Genomic DNA, 19,425 nt, shown 5'->3' with positions numbered 1-19,425 from the left:
AAGCAGGAACACTCAAGGTCCGGCTACGATTTGAACAGTGCGCTTGCCGGTTTTGCGAGCGCGCGGTGGGCGTGCTGTTCCAGTGCCCACTCGACATGTTCCCTGACCAACTCTGACGGATAATCGCGTCGCGCCTTCAACGCTTCCAGCACAGGAATCGTTGAAGGCGCATTCCCCAGCCCCACCGCCAGATTGCGTAACCAGCGCTCGTACCCGGCACGCCGCAACGGTGAACCTTCGGTGCTGCTCAAGAACTTTTCTTCATCCCACATGAACAGTTCAGCCAGCTCGGCATTATCGAGATTGTGCCGTGGCTTGAAATCGCTTTCTCCAGTCGGCCGAGCGAAGCGGTTCCATGGGCAGACGATCTGGCAGTCATCGCAGCCAAATACCCGATTGCCTATCAATGGCCGCAATTCTTCGGGAATCGCGGTTTTCAGCTCAATGGTCAAATAGGAAATGCAGCGCCGGGCGTCCAGCACGTACGGGCCGACAAAGGCGTTGGTCGGGCAGATATCCAGGCATGCGGTGCAACGCCCGCAATGTTCGCTGCTGTGCGGTTCGTCCACCGGTAGCGGCAGGTCGACGAACAGTTCGCTCAGGAAGAAATAACTCCCGGCCTTGCGGTTCAACACTAAGGTATTTTTACCGATCCAGCCCAGTCCAGCCTGTTCGGCGATGGCTTTTTCCAGCACCGGTGCGCTGTCGACAAACGCACGAAAGCCGAACGGGCCGATCTCCGCCTGGATCTTGTCGGCCAATTGTTGAACACGTTTACGGATCAATTTGTGGTAATCGCGGCCCAAGGCATAACGCGACACGTAAGCCTTCTCCGGCTCAGCCAGGCGTTTGGCCATTTCGGTATCGCCTGGCAAGTAGTCCATGCGCAGGGAAACCACGCGCAACGTGCCCGGCACCAGCTCTTCGGGATGCGAGCGTTTGCTGCCATGGGCGCCCATGTAGTCCATGTCGCCGTGGTAGCCGGCCTCGAGCCAGCGCTGCAGATGCTGCTCGTGTTCGGCCAGGTCCAGACCGCTGATGCCGACTTGCTGGAAGCCCAGCTCGCGGCCCCAATCCTTGATCGATTGGGCGAGGGCGGGCAGGTCTGTGGTGATGGCGGACATGAGGCGAGAGAAACCGGAGCTGAGGTGCGTATAATTCTGCCAGACATCGGAGCCCGAAGACGCATGCCGCAGACGAAAGATGAATTACCCGACGCGCTGTACCGCGCCGCGCAGGTGCGCGAACTCGACGCGCGGCTGATCGCCGCCGGCACGCCGGGCTTCGAATTGATGCAACGCGCCGCCCGCGCGACGTGGCGCGCACTGGTGCGCAAATGGCCGGGCGCGAACGAGCTGACCGTGCTCGCCGGCCATGGCAACAATGCCGGTGACGGTTATCTGGTGGCCGGGTTGGCGCTGCGGGCCGTCTGGACCGTGCGCGTTCTCGCCGTCGGCGATCCGCAACGTTTGCAGGGAGATGCCGCACTGGCCCATGCCGAATCCGTGGCTGCTGGTGTTGTGGTGCAAGGCTGGCAGGCGCAAAGCGAGCTGTGCGGTGTCGTCCTCGATGCCTTGCTCGGCACTGGCCTGAGCGGCGAAGTGCGTGAGCCCTATGCCTCGGCGATCAAAGCGATCAACGCCTGCGGCTTGCCGGTAGCGGCGGTCGATATTCCTTCCGGGCTGTGTGCCGATACCGGGTGTGAACTGGGTGTCGCGGTATGCGCCGATCTAACGGTGACCTTCATTGCTATGAAGGTCGGGCTGTTGACCGGTGATGCGGCGGATCATATCGGTGAGCTGGTCTTCAGCGACCTGCAAGCCCCCGACGAAATTTTCAGTGACATTCCTGTCTGCGCTCAGCGCCTGAGCGCCGCTAATCTTCCAGCACTTGCGCCGCGCGCGCCGACCTCGCACAAGGGCCGCTTTGGCCACGTGTTGCTGATCGGCGGCGATCACGGTTTCGGCGGAGCGATTCTGCTCAGCACGGAAATGGCCTTGCGCGGCGGCGCGGGCATGGTCTCGCTGGCGACTCGCCCAGAGCATGTGCCGGCGGCGCTGACTCGGGTCCCGGAGGCGATGGCGCTCGGCACTTCGTCAGCCAATCAACTGATGGGGCTGCTGGAAAAGGTTTCGGTGCTGGTGGTCGGACCGGGTCTCGGTCAGGCCAGTTGGGGCCGTGCCCTGTCGTCGGCGGCCGCCAATGCTGCGTTGCCGCAAGTGTGGGACGCCGACGCGTTGAACCTGCTGGCCAGCGATTTTGTCCAGTTGCCCAAGGATTGCGTGATCACCCCGCATCCGGGTGAAGCGGCGCGCTTGCTTGGCATCAGTACCGCCGAAGTGCAGGCCGATCGCCCGGCCGCTGCTCTGGCGTTGAGCAAAAAGTATTCAGCGGTAGTGGTTCTGAAAGGGGCCGGCAGTCTGATCGCCCATCCCGATGGGCGTCTGGCCCTATGTCATCAGGGCCATCCGGCGATGGCCACGGGCGGGTTGGGGGATGTGCTGGCCGGTCTGACCGGCGCATTGCTGGCCCAGGGCATGGACGCGTTCGATGCGGCATGCCTGGCCGTCTGGCTGCACGCCAACGCGGGTATGCAACAAGGCAAATTCGGCCGTGGGCTGGCGGCCAGTGATCTGATTCCAGCCATTCGTCAGTTGTTGGAGGAGCAAGCACCGTGTCTGAAGTAACCCTGTACCTGGCCGATGAACAGGCGATGAGCGACTTTGGCGCACGAATCGCCCGCGTCACCCAGGGCCATGGCCTGATTTTTCTTGAAGGCAATCTGGGTATGGGCAAAACCACCCTGTCACGGGGCATCATTCGCGGTTTGGGCCATGTTGGCGCGGTAAAAAGTCCCACCTTCACTCTGGTCGAGCCCTACGAGATCGGTGACATACGTGCCTTCCACTTCGACCTCTATCGTCTGGTCGATCCCGAGGAGCTGGAGTTTCTCGGCATCCGTGACTACTTCGAAGACGATGCCCTGTGCCTGATCGAGTGGCCCGATAAAGGTGCAGGCTTTTTGCCAAAGCCCGACCTGACCATTACCATTAGCCCGCAAGACAGCGGGCGTTCGCTGAAAATTTTAGCCCAGGGCTCGCGTGGCGAGACCTGGTGTGCCGCTTTGGCATTGGAATCCAATTAAATGATGGGGTTTGGTATGCGCTTTCGCGCGTTGGTGGCTGCCGCTGGACTGATGTTGATGGCAGTAACCGTCAACGCTGTGGCCGATTCAAAGGTCAACAGCGTGCGCCTGTGGCGGGCGCCGGACAACACGCGACTGGTCTTTGACCTCAGCGGCCCGGTGCAGCACAGCGTTTTCACCCTGACAGCCCCGGACCGGCTGGTGATCGACATCAACGGCGCCACCCTCGGCGCGCCGTTGAACGTGCAGACCGCGAACACGCCTATCACCGCGATGCGCTCAGCCCAGCGCACGCCGACCGACCTGCGCGTGGTCATCGACCTGAAAAAAGCCGTCACCCCGAAAAGCTTCTCGCTGGCGCCGAACGCGCAATACGGCAACCGTCTGGTGGTCGATCTGTTCGACAACCCGGCCGATGCCGCGCCGCCGCCAGCCCCGACGCCATCGGTGGCGACCGTGCCGGCGGTGCCGGTGACTCCGACCGAACCGGCGATCAAGCTGCCGCCAGCCCCGGCTGGCAAGCGCGACATTATCGTCGTGATCGATGCCGGCCACGGAGGGGAAGACCCGGGCGCGTCCGGCTCGCGCGGCCAGCGTGAGAAAGACGTGGTGCTGCAGATCGCCCGCGAACTGCAGCGTCAGGTCAACGGCATGAAAGGCTTCCGCGCCGAGCTGACCCGTACCGGCGACTACTTCATTCCTTTGCGCGGGCGTACCGAAATCGCCCGCAAGAAGGGCGCCGACCTGTTCGTCTCGATCCACGCCGACGCCGCGCCGTCCGCGGCCGCTTTCGGTGCTTCGGTGTTCGCCCTGTCCGATCGTGGCGCTACCTCCGAGACCGCCCGCTGGCTGGCCGACAGTGAAAACCGATCCGACCTGATCGGTGGTGCCGGCAACGTCAGCCTCGACGATAAGGACCGCATGCTCGCCGGCGTGTTGCTCGACCTGTCGATGACTGCGTCGCTGACCTCCAGTCTCAACGTCGGCCAGAAGGTGCTGACCAACATCGGTCGCGTTACGCCGCTGCACAAACAGCGCGTGGAACAGGCCGGCTTCATGGTGCTGAAGTCGCCGGACATTCCGTCGATCCTGGTTGAAACCGGCTTCATTTCCAATGCCAACGAAGCGAACAAGCTGTCCGCGTCGAGCCATCAGCAAGCGCTGGCCCGTTCGATCAGCAGCGGCGTACGCCAGTTCTTCCAGCAGAATCCGCCGCCGGGCACCTACATCGCCTGGCTGCGTGATTCCGGCAAGATTGCTCAAGGCCCGCGCGACCACCGTGTCGGCCCGGGGGAAACCCTGGCGATGATCGGCGTGCGCTATCAGGTTTCGCCGGCTACCTTGCGCGCCGCCAACAATCTGAAAAGCGATGAGCTGAAAGTCGGTCAGCACCTGACGATTCCTGGCACCGAACTGGCGTCGAAAGAATGAACCAGGTATTGAACACTGCGCGCATCGAGCTGCTCAGCCCACGACTGGCGAACCAGATCGCCGCTGGTGAGGTGGTTGAGCGCCCGGCTTCGGTGATCAAGGAGTTGCTGGAAAACAGCCTCGACTCCGGCGCCAAGCGTATTGACGTCGATGTCGAGCTGGGCGGCATCAAGTTGCTGCGCGTGCGCGATGACGGCAGCGGTATTTCCGCCGATGACCTGCCGCTCGCCCTGGCCCGTCACGCCACCAGCAAGATTCGCAACCTCGAAGACCTCGAACAGGTGATGAGCCTGGGTTTCCGTGGCGAGGCGCTGGCGTCGATCAGCTCCGTGGCGCGTCTGACCCTCACCTCGCGCACCCGCGATGCCGATCAGGCCTGGCAGGTCGAGACCGAAGGCCGGGATATGGCGCCGCGCGTGCAGCCGGCGGCGCATCCGGTGGGCACCTCGGTGGAAGTTCGCGACCTGTTCTTCAACACCCCGGCCCGGCGCAAATTTCTCAAGACCGAAAAAACCGAATTCGATCACCTGCAGGAAGTGATCAAGCGTCTGGCGCTGGCGCGCTTCGATGTGGCTTTCCATCTGCGCCACAACGGCAAGACCATTCTCAGCCTGCACGAGGCCCACGATGATGCAGCCCGCGCACGGCGTGTGGCGGCGATCTGCGGTTCGGGTTTCCTTGAGCAGGCGTTGCCGATCGAGATCGAACGCAATGGCTTGCACCTGTGGGGCTGGGTCGGTTTGCCGACCTTCAACCGCAGTCAGGCGGATTTGCAGTATTTCTTCGTAAACGGCCGTGCGGTGCGCGACAAACTGGTGGCCCACGCGGTACGCCAGGCTTATCGCGACGTGCTGTTCAATGGTCGGCACCCGACCTTCGCGCTGTTTTTCGAGGTCGATCCCGCAGCGGTAGACGTCAACGTGCACCCGACCAAACACGAAGTGCGTTTCCGTGACGGGCGCATGGTCCACGATTTCCTGTATGGCACGCTGCACCGTGCGCTGGGCGATGTGCGTCCGGAAGATCAATTGGCCGGCTCGGTCACCACGGCGATCGTTCGGCCGAGCGGGATCGAGGCGGGCGAGTTTGGCCCACAGGGCGAGATGCGTCTGGCAGCCAATGCGCTGCTGGAGCAGCCGCAGGCGCAACCGGCGTTCAACACGTCATCCGGCGCCAGCGCTGGCGGCGCTTATCAGTATCAATACACGCCGCGTCCGCAATCGGCGGTGCCTGCTGCCGAGGCGCAAGCCGCATACAAGGAATTTTTCGCGCCGCTGCCTGAAGCCAATGCCAGCGCACTGCCGACCGGTCAGGAAGATATTCCGCCGCTCGGCTATGCACTGGCGCAGCTAAAAGGCATCTATATCTTGTCTGAAAACGCCCACGGCCTGGTGCTGGTGGACATGCATGCCGCCCACGAGCGGATCATGTACGAGCGCCTGAAAATCGCCATGGCCAGCGAAGGTCTCAGTGGCCAGCCGTTGCTGGTGCCGGAGTCGCTGGCGGTCAGTCAGCGCGAGGCCGATTGCGCTGAAGAACACGCCGCCTGGTTTCAGCGTCTTGGTTTTGAATTGCAGCGACTGGGGCCGGAAACCCTGGCGATCCGGCAGATTCCCGCTTTGCTCAAGCAGGCCGAAGCCAATCGACTGGTCGGCGACGTGCTCTCTGACCTGATGGAATACGGCACCAGTGACCGTATCCAGGCGCACCTCAACGAACTGCTCGGCACCATGGCCTGCCACGGCGCGATCCGCGCCAACCGGCGTCTGGCCCTGCCGGAAATGAACGGTCTGCTGCGCGATATGGAAAACACCGAGCGCAGTGGTCAATGCAACCATGGCCGACCGACCTGGACCCAATTGGGCCTGGACGATCTGGACAAACTGTTCCTGCGCGGTCGCTGATGAGCCAGCTGCCTCCAGCGATTTTCCTGATGGGCCCGACCGCTGCGGGCAAGACCGATCTGGCCATCGAGCTGACCAAGGTGCTGCCGTGCGAGTTGATCAGTGTCGATTCGGCGCTTGTCTACCGCGGCATGGACATCGGCACGGCCAAGCCTTCGCAAGAACTGCTCGCCGAATACCCACACCGGCTGATCGACATTCTCGACCCCGCTGAAGCGTATTCCGCTGCCGATTTCCGTCGCGACGCGTTGCAGGCCATGGCCGAAATCACTGGGCGAGGAAAGATCCCGCTGCTGGTCGGCGGCACCATGCTCTATTACAAGGCTCTGGTCGAAGGTCTGGCGGACATGCCGGCAGCCGATCCCGAGGTCCGCGCGCAGATCGAGGAAGAAGCTGCACGCCTCGGCTGGCAAGCCCTGCACGAACAGTTGGCGCAGATCGATCCGGTGTCGGCGGCGCGCATCCATCCCAATGATCCGCAACGCTTGAGTCGGGCACTGGAAGTGTATCGAGTCAGCGGGCAGAGCATGACCGCTCTGCGCGAGCAACAATCTGTGCGAAGTACTGAAGCAGCCGCTTCGGGACGGCAACAATTGCCCTATACTGTCGCGAACCTGGCCATTGCTCCGGCGAATCGTCAGGTTCTGCACCAGCGAATTGAACAAAGATTCACAAATATGTTGGAACAGGGATTCATCGACGAGGTCGTAGCCCTGCGTAAAAGAAGTGACCTGCATTCGGGGTTGCCGTCTATACGTGCGGTAGGCTACCGCCAAGTCTGGGATTACCTGGACGGCAAGCTGACATTGGCCCAGATGCAGGAGCGGGGCATCATCGCCACGCGCCAATTGGCCAAACGCCAGTTTACCTGGCTGCGCAGCTGGGACGATTTGCATTGGCTGGACAGTCTTGATTGCGACAATCTGCCACGCGCCTTGAAATACCTTGGGACCATCTCCATATTGAGCTGAGTCCTTGCAATTGCCGTCTATCCTTGGGGGTGTGACGGCCGAAGCCATCTGAATTTACCTGTTTTTATTATTGAATCCTTAAAGGAGTGCGGCACATGTCAAAAGGGCATTCGCTACAAGACCCTTACCTGAACACTTTACGTAAAGAGAAAGTCGGGGTTTCCATCTATCTGGTCAACGGTATCAAGCTGCAAGGGACGATCGAGTCGTTCGACCAGTTCGTGATCCTGCTGAAAAACACCGTAAGCCAGATGGTCTACAAACACGCTATCTCGACCGTCGTGCCGGTTCGTCCAATTCGTCTGCCTAGCGCAACCGAAAACGAACAGGGCGATGCCGATGCAGCGCCGGGTAACGCCTGATAGGAGTCTCCTTTGTTCTTTGAGCGCCACGGTGGTGGTGAACGAGTCATCCTCGTTCACTTGGATGGACAGGACCCTGAGGCGCGCGAAGATCCGCAGGAGTTTCAGGAGTTGGCAAATTCGGCTGGCGCCGAGACCGTCGCGTTTTTTAACGTGCCGCGTCATCGGCCAACCGCCAAATATCTGATCGGCAGCGGCAAGGTCGAGGAACTGCGTGACCTGGTCAAGGCTGAAGAAGCCGATCTGGTGATTTTCAATCACATCCTCACGCCCAGTCAGGAACGCAACCTCGAACGTGTCTTCGAGTGTCGCGTGATCGACCGCACCGGGCTGATTCTCGATATTTTCGCCCAACGCGCACGCACCCATGAGGGCAAGCTGCAGGTCGAACTGGCCCAGCTTGACCACATGAGCACGCGGCTGGTTCGCGGCTGGACTCACCTTGAGCGTCAGGGTGGCGGTATCGGTATGCGCGGTCCGGGTGAAACCCAGCTGGAAACCGACCGCCGTCTGCTGCGGGTTCGCCTGCGTCAGATCAAGGGGCGGCTGGAGAAGGTGCGCAGTCAGCGCGAGCAGTCGCGCCGTGGCCGATCCCGTGCGGACATCCCTACCGTTTCGCTGGTGGGATACACCAACGCCGGCAAATCGACACTCTTCAACAACGTGACGAAGTCCGAGGTGTACGCGGCCGATCAGTTGTTCGCCACGCTCGACCCGACCCTGCGCCGGCTGGAGCTTGACGACCTCGGTCCGATCGTCCTCGCCGACACCGTGGGGTTCATTCGTCACCTGCCACACAAGCTGGTCGAGGCATTTCGGTCTACGCTCGAAGAGTCGAGCAACTCCGACCTGCTGTTGCACGTGATCGATGCAGCCGAACCGGATCGCATGTTGCAGATCGAGCAGGTGATGGTGGTGCTGGGCGAGATTGGTGCCCAGGACTTGCCGATCCTCGAGGTCTATAACAAACTCGATTTGCTTGAAGGCGTCGAGCCGCAGATCCAGCGCGATGCCGATGGCAAGCCGCAACGGGTCTGGCTCTCGGCGCGTGATGGCAGCGGTCTGGAATTGCTTGAACAGGCCATCGCCGAGTTGCTCGGCAGTGATCTGTTCGTCGGTACCTTGCGCTTGCCGCAACGATTCGCTCGGCTGCGTGCGCAGTTCTTCGAACTCGGGGCGGTGCAGAAAGAAGAATACGATGATGAAGGTGTCAGCCTGCTGGCCGTTCGTTTGCCCCGGATCGAGTTGAATCGATTGGTAAGCCGCGAAGGATTGCAGCCGATGGAATTCATCGAGCAACACACTTTGCAATAAAAGCCTGACAAAGCGGTTGTGCCGCAACGGCAGGCATTCTGTAGCATTGGTCGGCGCGCCGTGGGTGCGTCTTTGCTTTATCAGATGGAGAGCGCTATGGCTTGGAATGAGCCGGGTGGCAACTCGAATAATCAGGATCCCTGGGGTGGCAAGCGCCGCAATAACGGCGACCGCAAGGGGCCACCGGATCTCGACGAGGCCTTCCGAAAGCTGCAGGAAAGCCTGAACGGGTTGTTCGGTGGTGGTAAGAAACGCGGTGATGACGGCGGCGGATCGGGGCGCAGCAGTGGCGGCTTCGGCGGTCTGCTCGGCATCGGTCTGGTCGTGCTGGCGGCTGTCTGGCTGTACAGCGCGGTCTACGTGGTGGACGAGCAGGAGCAAGCCGTGGTGCTGCGCTTCGGCAAGTACTACGAGACTGTCGGCCCGGGCCTGAACATCTACTTCCCGCCGATCGACAAGAAGTACATGGAGAACGTGACGCGTGAGCGTGCGTACACCAAGCAGGGCCAGATGCTGACTGAAGACGAGAACATCGTCGAAGTGCCGCTGACCGTGCAGTACAAGATCAGCAACCTGCAGGACTTCGTGCTGAACGTCGATCAGCCGGAAATCAGTCTGCAGCACGCGACCGAAAGTGCACTGCGTCACGTGGTCGGTTCTACCGCCATGGACCAGGTGCTGACCGAAGGTCGTGAATTGATGGCCAGCGAAATCAAGGAGCGTCTGCAACGTTTCCTCGATACCTATCGCACCGGTATCACCGTCACCCAGGTCAACGTACAGAGCGCAGCAGCACCGCGTGAAGTGCAGGAAGCTTTCGATGACGTGATCCGCGCCCGTGAAGACGAGCAGCGTTCGCGCAACCAGGCTGAAACCTACGCCAACGGCGTTGTGCCGGAAGCCCGTGGTCAGGCCCAGCGCATCATCGAAGATGCCAACGGTTATCGCGACGAGACCATCTCGCGCGCCAAGGGTGAGGCCGATCGCTTCACCAAACTGGTCGCCGAGTATCGCAAGGCACCTGAAGTCACCCGCGAGCGTCTGTACCTGGACACCATGCAGGAAGTCTTCAGCAACACCAGCAAGGTGCTCGTGACCGGCAACAAGAACGGCCAGAGCAATCTGCTTTACCTGCCGTTGGACAAAATGATCCAGAACAGCTCGGGCAACGCACCGGTGACCGGTTCGGCCGCCAGCAACAACACGGACGTCACGCCGCATGTCACTGACGTGCCGCAGACGCGTACAAGGGAGACCCGCTGATGAGCAATAAATCGCTGATCGCCCTGATCGTTGGCGTCGTTGTGGTACTGGTGGGCTGGAATTGCTTCTACATCGTCGCTCAGACCGAGCGCGCGGTGCTGCTGCAATTCGGCCGTGTGGTTCAGGCGGATGTCCAGCCAGGTCTGCATGTGAAAGTGCCTTACGTCAACCAGGTGCGCAAATTCGATGCGCGTCTGCTGACGCTGGATGCGCCGACGCAGCGCTTCCTGACCCTGGAAAAGAAAGCCGTGATGGTCGATGCCTACGCCAAGTGGCGGGTGAAAGATGCCGAGCGCTTCTACACCGCGACTTCGGGTCTGAAGCAGATCGCCGACGAGCGTCTGTCCCGTCGTCTCGAATCGGGGCTGCGTGACCAGTTCGGCAAGCGCACCCTGCACGAAGTGGTGTCGGGTGAGCGTGATGCGCTGATGGCTGACATCACTGCATCGCTGAACAAGATGGCGGAAAAAGAGCTGGGTATCGAAGTGGTTGATGTCCGGGTCAAGGCCATTGATCTGCCGAAGGAAGTGAACCGCAGTGTGTTCGAGCGTATGAGCACCGAGCGTGAGCGTGAAGCTCGCGAGCACCGCGCCAAGGGTAACGAGCTGGCCGAAGGCATCCGTGCCGACGCCGATCGTCAACGCCGCGTGCTGCTGGCCGAAGCCTATCGTGAATCCGAAGAGGTTCGCGGTGACGGTGACGCCCAGGCAGCTGCGATCTACTCCAAGGCCTACGGTCAGGATCAGGAGTTCTACGGTTTCTACCGTAGCCTGCGTGCCTACCGTGAAAGCTTCGCGAACAAATCCGACGTCCTGGTCCTCGACCCAAGCAGCGACTTCTTCCGTTACCTGGAAAAAGCCAAACCTTGATACGACGTTGACCTGAATCATTCCGCCCGGCGGCTAAAACCTCGGGCGGGGTGATCCTTTCGGAAAACGTGTGTATGATGCGGCAGCCGGGAAATTCCCGGCTTTTTTGCGTCTGCACGTTTGATTGCTGTTTTTGTTGCAGGCATCGGGTTTGAATAGCCCGAGCGTTTTTCGAGGAAAGTGATGGGCGAAGCCGCCAGCCGGCCTTTCGCTGCGTCGTTCATGCGCGTGCGTTTTGAACGCTCCGGTCATTTTCTGCTTCACTCAAGGCTCGCCTAGTGCTGGCCGCCCGGATCAAAGGGGAATGGCGTAATGGCAACGGTAGACCGCTGGCTGCTGCCAGATGGCATCGAAGAAGTACTGCCACCGGAGGCGGCGCGCATTGAAGTCGCGCGTCGTCAGGTGTTGGATCTGTTCCAGAGCTGGGGTTACGAGTTCGTCGTGACTCCCCATATCGAGTACCTGGAATCCCTGCTGACCGGCGCGGGCCAAGACCTGGATCTGCGTACCTTCAAGGTCATCGACCCGCAATCGGGCCGGCAGATGGGTTTCCGTGCCGACATCACACCGCAGGTGGCGCGTATCGATGCGCACACCCTGCGCCGCGAAGGCCCGAGCCGTCTGTGCTACGCAGGCAGTGTCCTGCACGCCCAGCCGCGTGCATTGTCGTCCTCGCGCAGCCCGATCCAGCTGGGCGCCGAGCTGTACGGCGACGCCAGCCCGAGCAGCGACGTCGAAGTCATCAGCCTGATGCTGGCCATGCTGCAACTGGCCGATGTGCCGGACGTGCACATGGACCTCGGGCATGTCGGCATCTACCGTGGTCTGGCGCGTGCCGCTGGTCTTTCCGGTGAAGTCGAGCAGCAGTTGTTCGATGCCCTGCAGCGCAAGGCCATCGATGAAGTGATTACCCTGACCGAAGGTCTCCCGGCCGATCTGTCGGGGATGCTGCGTGCCTTGGTTGATCTGTGCGGCGGCCGTGAAGTATTGAGCGCTGCCCGCGAGCGTCTGGCCAATGCGCCGGCGCCGGTGCTGGCGGCGCTGGAAGACCTGCTGGCGATCGCCGAGCGTCTTTCCGTGCGCTTCCCGCACCTGCCGCTGTATTTCGACCTCGGTGAGTTGCGCGGCTACCACTACCACACCGGTGTGGTGTTCGCGGTGTTCGTGCCGGGCGTTGGCCAGTCCATCGCTCAGGGCGGTCGTTACGATGACATCGGTGCCGACTTCGGTCGCGCCCGTCCGGCGACTGGTTTCTCTACCGATTTGAAAACCCTGGTGACCCTGGGGCGTGCTGAGATCGAGCTACCGTCTGGCGGTATCTGGATGCCTGACAGTACGGATGCGGCACTCTGGCAGCAGGTTTGCCAGTTGCGCAGTGAGGGTCAGCGTGTCGTTCAGGCCTTGCCTGGACAACCTTTGGCCGCCGCCCGTGATGCGGACTGCGACCGGCAATTGATTCAGCAGAACGGGCTTTGGCAAGTATCGCCACTGGCTTCTTGAGTTTTCCTGCCGGCCATCGCCGGCACCAAGTTTGCGCGAATGAGGACAAGTGTTATGGGTAAGAATGTCGTAGTCCTGGGCACCCAGTGGGGTGATGAGGGCAAAGGCAAGATCGTTGATCTGCTGACCGAACATGCTGCCGCCGTAGTGCGCTACCAGGGTGGCCACAACGCGGGTCACACGCTGGTGATCGACGGCGAGAAAACCGTCTTGCACCTGATTCCGTCGGGCGTGCTGCGCGAAGGCGTGCAATGCCTGATCGGCAACGGCGTGGTGGTTGCACCTGACGCCCTGCTGCGCGAGATCACCAAGCTGGAAGAGAAAGGCGTACCGGTGCGCGAGCGCTTGCGTATCAGCCCGTCCTGCCCGCTGATCCTGTCCTTCCACGTTGCGCTGGACCAGGCCCGTGAAAAGGCCCGTGGCGAGCTGAAGATCGGTACTACCGGTCGCGGCATCGGCCCGGCGTACGAAGATAAAGTTGCCCGTCGTGGCCTGCGTGTCGGCGACCTGCTGAACATGCCGCGCTTCGAAGACAAGCTGCGGGAACTGGTGGATTACCACAACTTCATGCTGGTCGGTTACTACAAAGAGCCAGCCATCGAATTCGAAAAGACCCTGGCCGAGTGCAAGCAATACGCTGAGCTGCTCAAGCCGCTGATGCTCGACGTGACTGCCGAGCTGCACGATCTGCGTCGTGCCGGCAAGGACATCATGTTCGAAGGCGCGCAAGGTTCGTTGCTCGACATCGACCACGGCACCTACCCGTACGTGACCAGCTCCAACACCACTGCGGGTGGCGTGGCGACCGGTTCGGGCGTTGGCCCGATGTTCCTCGACTACATCCTGGGCATCACCAAGGCTTACACCACTCGCGTCGGTTCCGGCCCGTTCCCGACCGAGCTGTTTGACGAAGTCGGTGCACACCTGGCCAAGCAGGGTCACGAGTTCGGCGCTACCACCGGCCGTGCCCGTCGCTGCGGCTGGTTTGACGCCGTCATCCTGCGTCGCGCTATCGATGTGAACAGCATCTCGGGCATCTGCCTGACCAAGCTGGACGTACTCGACGGTCTGGAAACCATCAACATCTGCGTCGGCTACAAAGACGCGCAAGGCAATGCTGTTGCCCCGACCGATGCTGACAGCTACGTAGGCCTGCAGCCTGTGTACGAAGAAGTGCCAGGCTGGAGCGAATCGACCGTGGGTGCAAAAACCCTGGAAGAGCTGCCGGCCAATGCTCGTGCCTACATCAAACGCGTTGAAGAGTTGATCGGCGCGCCGATCGACATTATTTCGACGGGCCCGGACCGCAACGAAACCATCGTTCTGCGTCATCCGTTTGCTTGATAAGTCGTTGATGTAAAAAACAAAGGCCCCTTAATCGGGGCCTTTGTCGTTTATGCCTGTTGGACGGCATGACCTTTGCTGTGAATCTGTCTACAAGAGTGCCATCAAATTAATGGCGTCAGAAGTAGAGGGATTTAAAGTGTCAGCCGTTCTCTCACTGTTACAAAGCCGTTTGTTGCGGCCAGTGTTCGTTACCCTTGGTATCGCCCTTTTGGTGCAGGTGTTGGTGGCGGTTGCCCTGACGCGGAGCACGGTGACCGCGCTGGAAGCCGATCTGGCTGTGCGCCTGGGTGCCGACAGCCAGAAACTCTCCGGTGAACTGGAGCAGGCCGGGCGTGAAGTCACTTCAAGTCTTGATGCGTTATCGGCCAGCACTCGTCAGCGCCTGACGGTCGGCCTGTCCGCGCGTCTGAAAGAAGAGCAGGCGCAGCTGCGAGCGACGCTGGAAAAGGATCTGAAGGATTCGGCCAACGACATGGCGCAGTTGCTTGCATCCGTAGCGCCGCGTGCCATGTGGGACAGCGACGTGCCGACGCTCTCGGAGTTCGCCCGCCGCGCCCAGCGCAATCCCAACGTGCTGTTCGTGGTGTATGACGACGCCACCGGCCAGCATCTGACCCGTTATCTCAACCGTGAAAACCCGATCAACAAGGCCTTGCTGGAAAAAGGTCAGGGCGAGCGCGCGCTGGATAAAGTGCTGGATGCGGCGAAGAATGATCCTTCGGTCTACTACCTCGAGGCCTCGATCAATCCCAACGGCGTGGAAATCGGCAAAGTGCTGATGGGTGTGTCCACAGCCTCGGTGGAAACCGATCTGGCCGAGCTCGACAAGCGCTTCCTGGCGCTGATTGCCAGCAGCGATCAACTGGTCGGCGACAGCCTTAAAGGCGCAGCGGCGGACAGCGCCAAAGCGATGCAGGCGCGCCTGCAATCGGCGCAAGCCACCGCTGGTGAAATGAAAGCCAACACCGCACAAACCGTTCAGGAAGCTGCCGCCACTCTTCGCTGGCGCATTGGCCTTGGCCTGGCACTGGTCGGTTGCGGCGTGCTGCTGTTGCTGGCCGTGGTGCTCGGTCATCGGGTGGTCAATCGTCTGAAAATGCTCAATGCAGCGATGGACGATCTGGCAGCAGGCGAGGGTGATCTGACCAAGCGTGTGCAGATCAACAGCAAGGATGAAATCGGCGACATGGCCTCAGCGGTCAATCGCTTCGTGGATAAATTGCAGCCGATCGTACGCGAGGCGGGTGATGTCGCTCAGCGCACTGGCGTGGAAATCGGCGCGATGACTTTGCGCAACGCTGGCGCCGATGCGGCTGCCGGAATGCAGCGCGATGAAGTTGCAGAAAGCCTGCGCGCGCTGTCGCAAATGGCAGACGAGGCGCAGTCGGAAAGTCAGGCGATGCAGGCGGCGCTCAAGCAGGTTGTCGATATTCGTCAGGCCACCGATGAGAACACCCGGACTTCGGCGAAGGTTGGTAGCCTGATCGAAGCGCTGGCCGGGCAGGTCGATACCGGGGCGAAGGTTATCGAGCGACTGGCGCAGCAGAGCGAGCAGATTGAGGTGGTGCTGACGGTGATTCACGGCATCGCCGAACAGACCAACCTGCTGGCATTGAACGCTGCGATCGAGGCGGCGCGGGCCGGTGAGACCGGGCGTGGTTTCGCCGTGGTCGCCGATGAAGTTCGTGCGCTGGCGAGCAAGACGCAAAGCTCCACGGGTGATATTCAAGCGCACATCGTCGCTCTGCAACAGGGCGCACGTGAGGCAGTCGAGGCGATTGGCCAGGCCGGACGGCAGGCCAGCGAAGGTTTGCTGGTCTTGCGCGACAGTGCGCGCTTGCAGCAATCGGTGCAGGCTTCGGTCGAGCAGGTGCATGCGGCGATCGGTCTGGCGACGCAAGCAGCAGCGCATCAGGCGCAGGGTGCACAGGCAGTGCGTGGGCGCGTCGAAACGATTCACGCCCAAGCCGAGAAAGCGGCGCAGGCAGTGGTGGAAACCACGGCCAGTGGCAAGGTGCTGGATGGTCTGGCGGCGCAGTTGAAGGCTAGCCTGGGGCAGTTTCGCGCTTGATGTTATCCGGGCTGGCATCTTCGCGAGCAGGCTCGCTCCCACAGGGAAACTCAATCCATTGTGGGAGCGAGCCTGCTCGCGAAAGCGGTATCAGCGGCTCAGATACATCCGCGTCGTCAGCAGATAAACCGGCAGCCCCGAGACCACAATCAACAACGCCGCATAAGGCGCCGCCGCCGCAAACTCGACATTCGCCGTATGCGCCCAGACCTCGGTCGCCAATGTATTGAGTCCGGTTGGGCTGAGCAGCAACGTTGCCGTCAGTTCCTTCATCGCATCGAGAAACACCAGCGCAAACGCCGCGCCCAGTGCCGGGAAAATGATCGGTAATGTCACCCGGCAAAAAGCCGTGAACGACGATGCGCCCAAGGTCCGCGCCGCTTCTTCCAGCTGTGGCGCAGCCTTGTTCAGTGCCGTACGAATCGGCGCCTGCGCCAGTGGCAGAAACAGCAGCGCATAGGCGATCAGCAGCAAGCCCGACGTCTGATACAGCACCGGTACGTAATGCAGGGCGAAATACACCAGCGTCAACGCAATCACCAGGCCCGGCAGCGCGTGCAGCAGATAAGGCAGGCGTTCGGCCCAGATTGCCAATTGGCCTTTGTAGCGCACCACCAGCAAGCCGACTGGAACCGCCAGTACCAGGCACAGCGCCGCGCCGCCCAGCGACAGTGCCAGTGACGACAACAGCGCTTCGGTGATCGCCGCTACCGGGAACGCCGCCGATGAGCCGACCGCCAGCCAGTAGGCCAACATGCCCAGCGGAACGCCGCTGCCGATAATCGCCAGCAACAGGCAATACAACTGACCTGCCGCAGCCCATGGCCCAAGCTTTACTTGCTCAGCCTGTCGCGCTGCACCTTGGCCGGTGCGCACATGCCGGCCCTTGCCGCGCACCCGCAGTTCCAGCCACAACAGCAGCAGGCACAGCGCCAGCAACACCGCCGAAAGCATCGCTGCGTTGGCGTTACTGAATTCCAGTTCGAATTGCTGGTAGATCGCCGTGGTAAAGGTCTGCAAACCGATGATCGACAGCGCGCCGAATTCCACCAGCATGTGCAGGGCAATCAGCAGCGAGCCGGCCAACAGCGATGGCCACAACAGCGGCAGGGTGACGCGGAAAAACACGCCCCAGCGATTCTGTCCCAGCGTGCGGGCGGATTCTTCGAGAGAGGGATCGAGATTGCGCAGGGTCGCCGCGACTGGCAGGAAGATCAGCGGATACTTCGACAGGCTCATCACCAGAATCGCTCCGCCGAGGCCTTCGAACTGCGCACTCAGCGACACCCAGGTGAAGCTGCTGACAAACGCCGGCACCGCAAACGGCAGGCACAGGATCACGCCCCACAGGCGTCGACCCGGCAGATTGCTGCGTTCCAGTAGCCATGCCAGCGACAGGCCGATCACGGCGCAGGTGATCGTCACGCCGACCATCAGTGCCAAGGTGTTGCGCAACAGGCCAAACACATACGGGCGCCACAGCAAATGCAGCGCCTCGGCCCAGCCGGCCTGCCAGGCTTTCACCCCGACGTAGGCCAGTGGCAACAGGCTCAGTACCACCAGTAGCAATACCGGCAGCACCAGCCAGATCGACGGCCGCTTGCGCCTTGGCACATAACCCCCGCGCGCGGCGGGGGGCGATAACGATGCTGCCATCAGTTCAGGCCAACTTCGCGTTCCAGTTCCAGCGCTTCTTCAGCGTTGCCCAGATCCGCCGGGGTGACGTTCGGCGCTTCCAGTTCGCTGAACGGCTTGAGACCGCGATCCGATTCCATGCCTTTGTGCAGCGGATATTCAGCGGTGGTCTGGGTGATCACGCGCTGACCTTCTTCGCTGGCCATGAAGGCGAGGAATTGCTGGGCTTCTTTTGGATGTTTGCTGGATTTCAGTACGGCAGCGCTGGACACGGTGATCAAGCCGCCAGCGTCGCCGCCGGTGAAGTAATGCAATTTGGAATCGAGCTTGCCCTTCTCGCGTTGCAGGGCGAACCAGTAGTAGTTGTTCACCAGTACGGTAGCGACTTCGCCGTTTTCCACCGCTTTGAGCGCGACCATGTTGTTGCTGTAGGTCTTGCCGAATGCGCGCAGGCCGGTCAGCCATTCTTCGGCGGCGTCACGACCGTGCAGCTTGATGATCGCTACGGCCTGCTCCTGGAAGGCGCCGCTGGTCGGAACGAAGCCGACCTTGCCCTGCCACTGCGGCTCGGAAAATTCCATCACCGATTTCGGCAGGTCTTTTTCATCGATCAGTTTCGGATTGAACGCGACCACGCGTACGCGGGCGGTAACGCCGATCCAGGTGCCATTGGCGGCGACGTATTTTTCCGGCAGAACTGCCAGCGTGGCGTCATCGGCCTTGGCCAGCAGACCCTGTTCGCCGAGGTTATTCAGCGGCGGCGACTCTTCGGTGTAGATCACATCGGCGGGGGAGCGGTCGCCTTCTTCGATGATCTGGCTGGCGAGCTGGTTGCTGCTGCCTTTGCGCACGTTGACGTGGATGCCGGTCTTGGCTTCGAAAGCCTTGGCAATCGCGTCGCCGACTTCCTTGTGCTGGCCGTTGTAGAGAGTCAGGGAAACCGCATCGGCAGCCTGGGTGAGGGGAGTGGCGAGTGCCAGGCCGAGGAGGGTGAAGGTCAGGCCTCGGCGCAGGGTATTTCGAAACGTCATTCGCAGGGTTCCTCACTGTCGCATTGCAAAAACTTGCAACAATGATAAACGATATTGTTTCTCATGTGCGCCTTGTGGGGCGACTGGCAGTCTTGTAGGGATGGCGAAATTCAGGAAGCCAGAAACGCAAAAACCCGCTTTCGCGGGTTTTTGTGAAATCCAAGGCGTGAACCTTGAATTTGAATTGGTGCCCAGAAGAAGACTCGAACTTCCACGACCGTAAGGTCACCAGCACCTGAAGCTGGCGTGTCTACCAATTTCACCATCTGGGCAATCATCGCAAGCGTTGCCGCTGTTGATGTGGCGCACTATACGGAGGCCTTTTTGATCTGTAAACCCCTGATTTGGTTTTAATAAATCAGTGTGAACAAAAGCTTTCCCGCAAATGCAAAAAACCCGCTTTCGCGGGTTTTGTGTGAGTCTTGAAACTGATCTAGTCTCAAACTCGAAATTGGTGCCCAGGAGAAGACTCGAACTTCCACGACCGTAAGGTCACCAGCACCTGAAGCTGGCGTGTCTACCAATTTCACCACCTGGGCATCATCGAAAGCGCTTGTGCGTCGTCGATGGCGCGCACTATAC

16 protein-coding genes and 2 tRNA genes are annotated in these 19,425 nt (G+C 61.0%); 12 read left to right on the top strand and 6 right to left on the bottom strand.

All coding sequences use genetic code 11. The features are described 5' to 3' along the window. Positions 1-23 precede the first annotated feature (23 nt). Positions 24-1,124, bottom strand: a complete 1,101-nt coding sequence (gene queG / locus CKW30_RS12625) for a tRNA epoxyqueuosine(34) reductase QueG (protein ID WP_095180962.1) — start codon at positions 1,122-1,124, stop codon at positions 24-26. Between the two features lie 63 nt (positions 1,125-1,187). On the opposite strand from queG, the gene CKW30_RS12620 reads away from it, so the two are divergent. From CKW30_RS12620 to hflC, 9 genes are all read left to right on the top strand, one after another. Beyond that, on the top strand, positions 1,188-2,687 hold the full coding sequence (locus CKW30_RS12620; protein ID WP_095180961.1) for an NAD(P)H-hydrate dehydratase: 1,500 nt from the start codon (positions 1,188-1,190) through the stop codon (positions 2,685-2,687). Further along, positions 2,675-3,145, top strand: a complete 471-nt coding sequence (gene tsaE, locus CKW30_RS12615; protein ID WP_095180960.1) for a tRNA (adenosine(37)-N6)-threonylcarbamoyltransferase complex ATPase subunit type 1 TsaE — start codon at positions 2,675-2,677, stop codon at positions 3,143-3,145. The genes CKW30_RS12620 and tsaE overlap by 13 nt, the downstream gene beginning before the upstream one ends. A 51-nt stretch (positions 3,146-3,196) precedes the next feature. Further along, complete coding sequence (locus CKW30_RS12610; protein WP_370593506.1) at positions 3,197-4,576, top strand: N-acetylmuramoyl-L-alanine amidase; 1,380 nt, start codon at positions 3,197-3,199, stop codon at positions 4,574-4,576. Continuing rightward, the gene (mutL, locus tag CKW30_RS12605) at positions 4,573-6,480 is read left to right on the top strand and encodes a DNA mismatch repair endonuclease MutL (RefSeq protein ID WP_095180959.1); all 1,908 of its coding nucleotides are present in this window, start codon (positions 4,573-4,575) and stop codon (positions 6,478-6,480) included. The genes CKW30_RS12610 and mutL overlap by 4 nt, the downstream gene beginning before the upstream one ends. After that, complete coding sequence (gene miaA / locus CKW30_RS12600; RefSeq protein ID WP_095180958.1) at positions 6,480-7,451, top strand: tRNA (adenosine(37)-N6)-dimethylallyltransferase MiaA; 972 nt, start codon at positions 6,480-6,482, stop codon at positions 7,449-7,451. The genes mutL and miaA overlap by 1 nt, the downstream gene beginning before the upstream one ends. A 95-nt stretch (positions 7,452-7,546) precedes the next feature. After that, the gene (gene hfq / locus CKW30_RS12595) at positions 7,547-7,813 is read left to right on the top strand and encodes an RNA chaperone Hfq (RefSeq protein WP_016771947.1); all 267 of its coding nucleotides are present in this window, start codon (positions 7,547-7,549) and stop codon (positions 7,811-7,813) included. Positions 7,814-7,825: 12 nt separating this feature from the next. Next, positions 7,826-9,127 (top strand): ribosome rescue GTPase HflX, encoded by a 1,302-nt coding sequence (gene hflX / locus CKW30_RS12590; RefSeq protein ID WP_041480728.1) that lies wholly within the window; start codon positions 7,826-7,828, stop codon positions 9,125-9,127. A gap of 96 nt (positions 9,128-9,223) precedes the next feature. Beyond that, positions 9,224-10,390, top strand: coding sequence for an FtsH protease activity modulator HflK (gene hflK / locus CKW30_RS12585; protein ID WP_024011368.1), 1,167 nt, complete (start codon positions 9,224-9,226; stop codon positions 10,388-10,390). Next, a complete protein-coding gene (gene hflC / locus CKW30_RS12580) occupies positions 10,390-11,259 on the top strand; it encodes a protease modulator HflC (RefSeq protein ID WP_016771945.1) in 870 nt (289 codons plus the stop codon). Before hflK ends, hflC begins: the two co-directional genes overlap by 1 nt. A 17-nt stretch (positions 11,260-11,276) precedes the next feature. Here hflC and CKW30_RS26870 read toward each other — a convergent pair whose 3' ends face one another. Beyond that, the gene (locus CKW30_RS26870) at positions 11,277-11,483 is read right to left on the bottom strand and encodes a hypothetical protein (RefSeq protein WP_143497950.1); all 207 of its coding nucleotides are present in this window, start codon (positions 11,481-11,483) and stop codon (positions 11,277-11,279) included. A gap of 88 nt (positions 11,484-11,571) precedes the next feature. Between CKW30_RS26870 and CKW30_RS12575 the strand changes: the two genes are divergently transcribed. The 3 genes from CKW30_RS12575 to CKW30_RS12565 all read left to right on the top strand — a co-directional run bounded on the left by CKW30_RS12575 (position 11,572) and on the right by CKW30_RS12565 (position 16,177). Further along, entirely contained in the window at positions 11,572-12,759 is a 1,188-nt protein-coding gene (locus CKW30_RS12575; RefSeq protein ID WP_095180957.1) for an ATP phosphoribosyltransferase regulatory subunit, read from the top strand. A 54-nt stretch (positions 12,760-12,813) separates the two neighbouring features. Next, positions 12,814-14,103, top strand: a complete 1,290-nt coding sequence (locus CKW30_RS12570; RefSeq protein ID WP_095180956.1) for an adenylosuccinate synthase — start codon at positions 12,814-12,816, stop codon at positions 14,101-14,103. 139 nt (positions 14,104-14,242) lie between these two features. Continuing rightward, on the top strand, positions 14,243-16,177 hold the full coding sequence (locus CKW30_RS12565) for a methyl-accepting chemotaxis protein (protein WP_041480726.1): 1,935 nt from the start codon (positions 14,243-14,245) through the stop codon (positions 16,175-16,177). A gap of 90 nt (positions 16,178-16,267) precedes the next feature. Here the strand turns inward: CKW30_RS12565 and CKW30_RS12560 are convergent, their stop codons facing one another. The 4 genes from CKW30_RS12560 to CKW30_RS12545 form a co-directional block, all read right to left on the bottom strand. Then, positions 16,268-17,833 (bottom strand): iron ABC transporter permease, encoded by a 1,566-nt coding sequence (locus CKW30_RS12560; protein WP_095180955.1) that lies wholly within the window; start codon positions 17,831-17,833, stop codon positions 16,268-16,270. Continuing rightward, complete coding sequence (locus CKW30_RS12555) at positions 17,833-18,843, bottom strand: extracellular solute-binding protein (RefSeq protein WP_016771941.1); 1,011 nt, start codon at positions 18,841-18,843, stop codon at positions 17,833-17,835. The genes CKW30_RS12560 and CKW30_RS12555 overlap by 1 nt, the downstream gene beginning before the upstream one ends. A 185-nt stretch (positions 18,844-19,028) precedes the next feature. Beyond that, positions 19,029-19,115 (bottom strand) — tRNA-Leu (locus CKW30_RS12550). 180 nt (positions 19,116-19,295) lie between these two features. After that, a tRNA-Leu gene (locus CKW30_RS12545) sits at positions 19,296-19,382 on the bottom strand. Between the last annotated feature and the right edge of the window lie 43 nt (positions 19,383-19,425).

The sequence above is a fragment of the Pseudomonas sp. Irchel 3F6 genome (genome assembly GCF_900187595.1).
In the GTDB taxonomy this organism is placed as follows: domain Bacteria; phylum Pseudomonadota; class Gammaproteobacteria; order Pseudomonadales; family Pseudomonadaceae; genus Aquipseudomonas; species Aquipseudomonas siliginis.
Note: the sequence above shows the minus strand (reverse complement) of the source record. Positions and strands in the feature narration are given on the sequence as shown.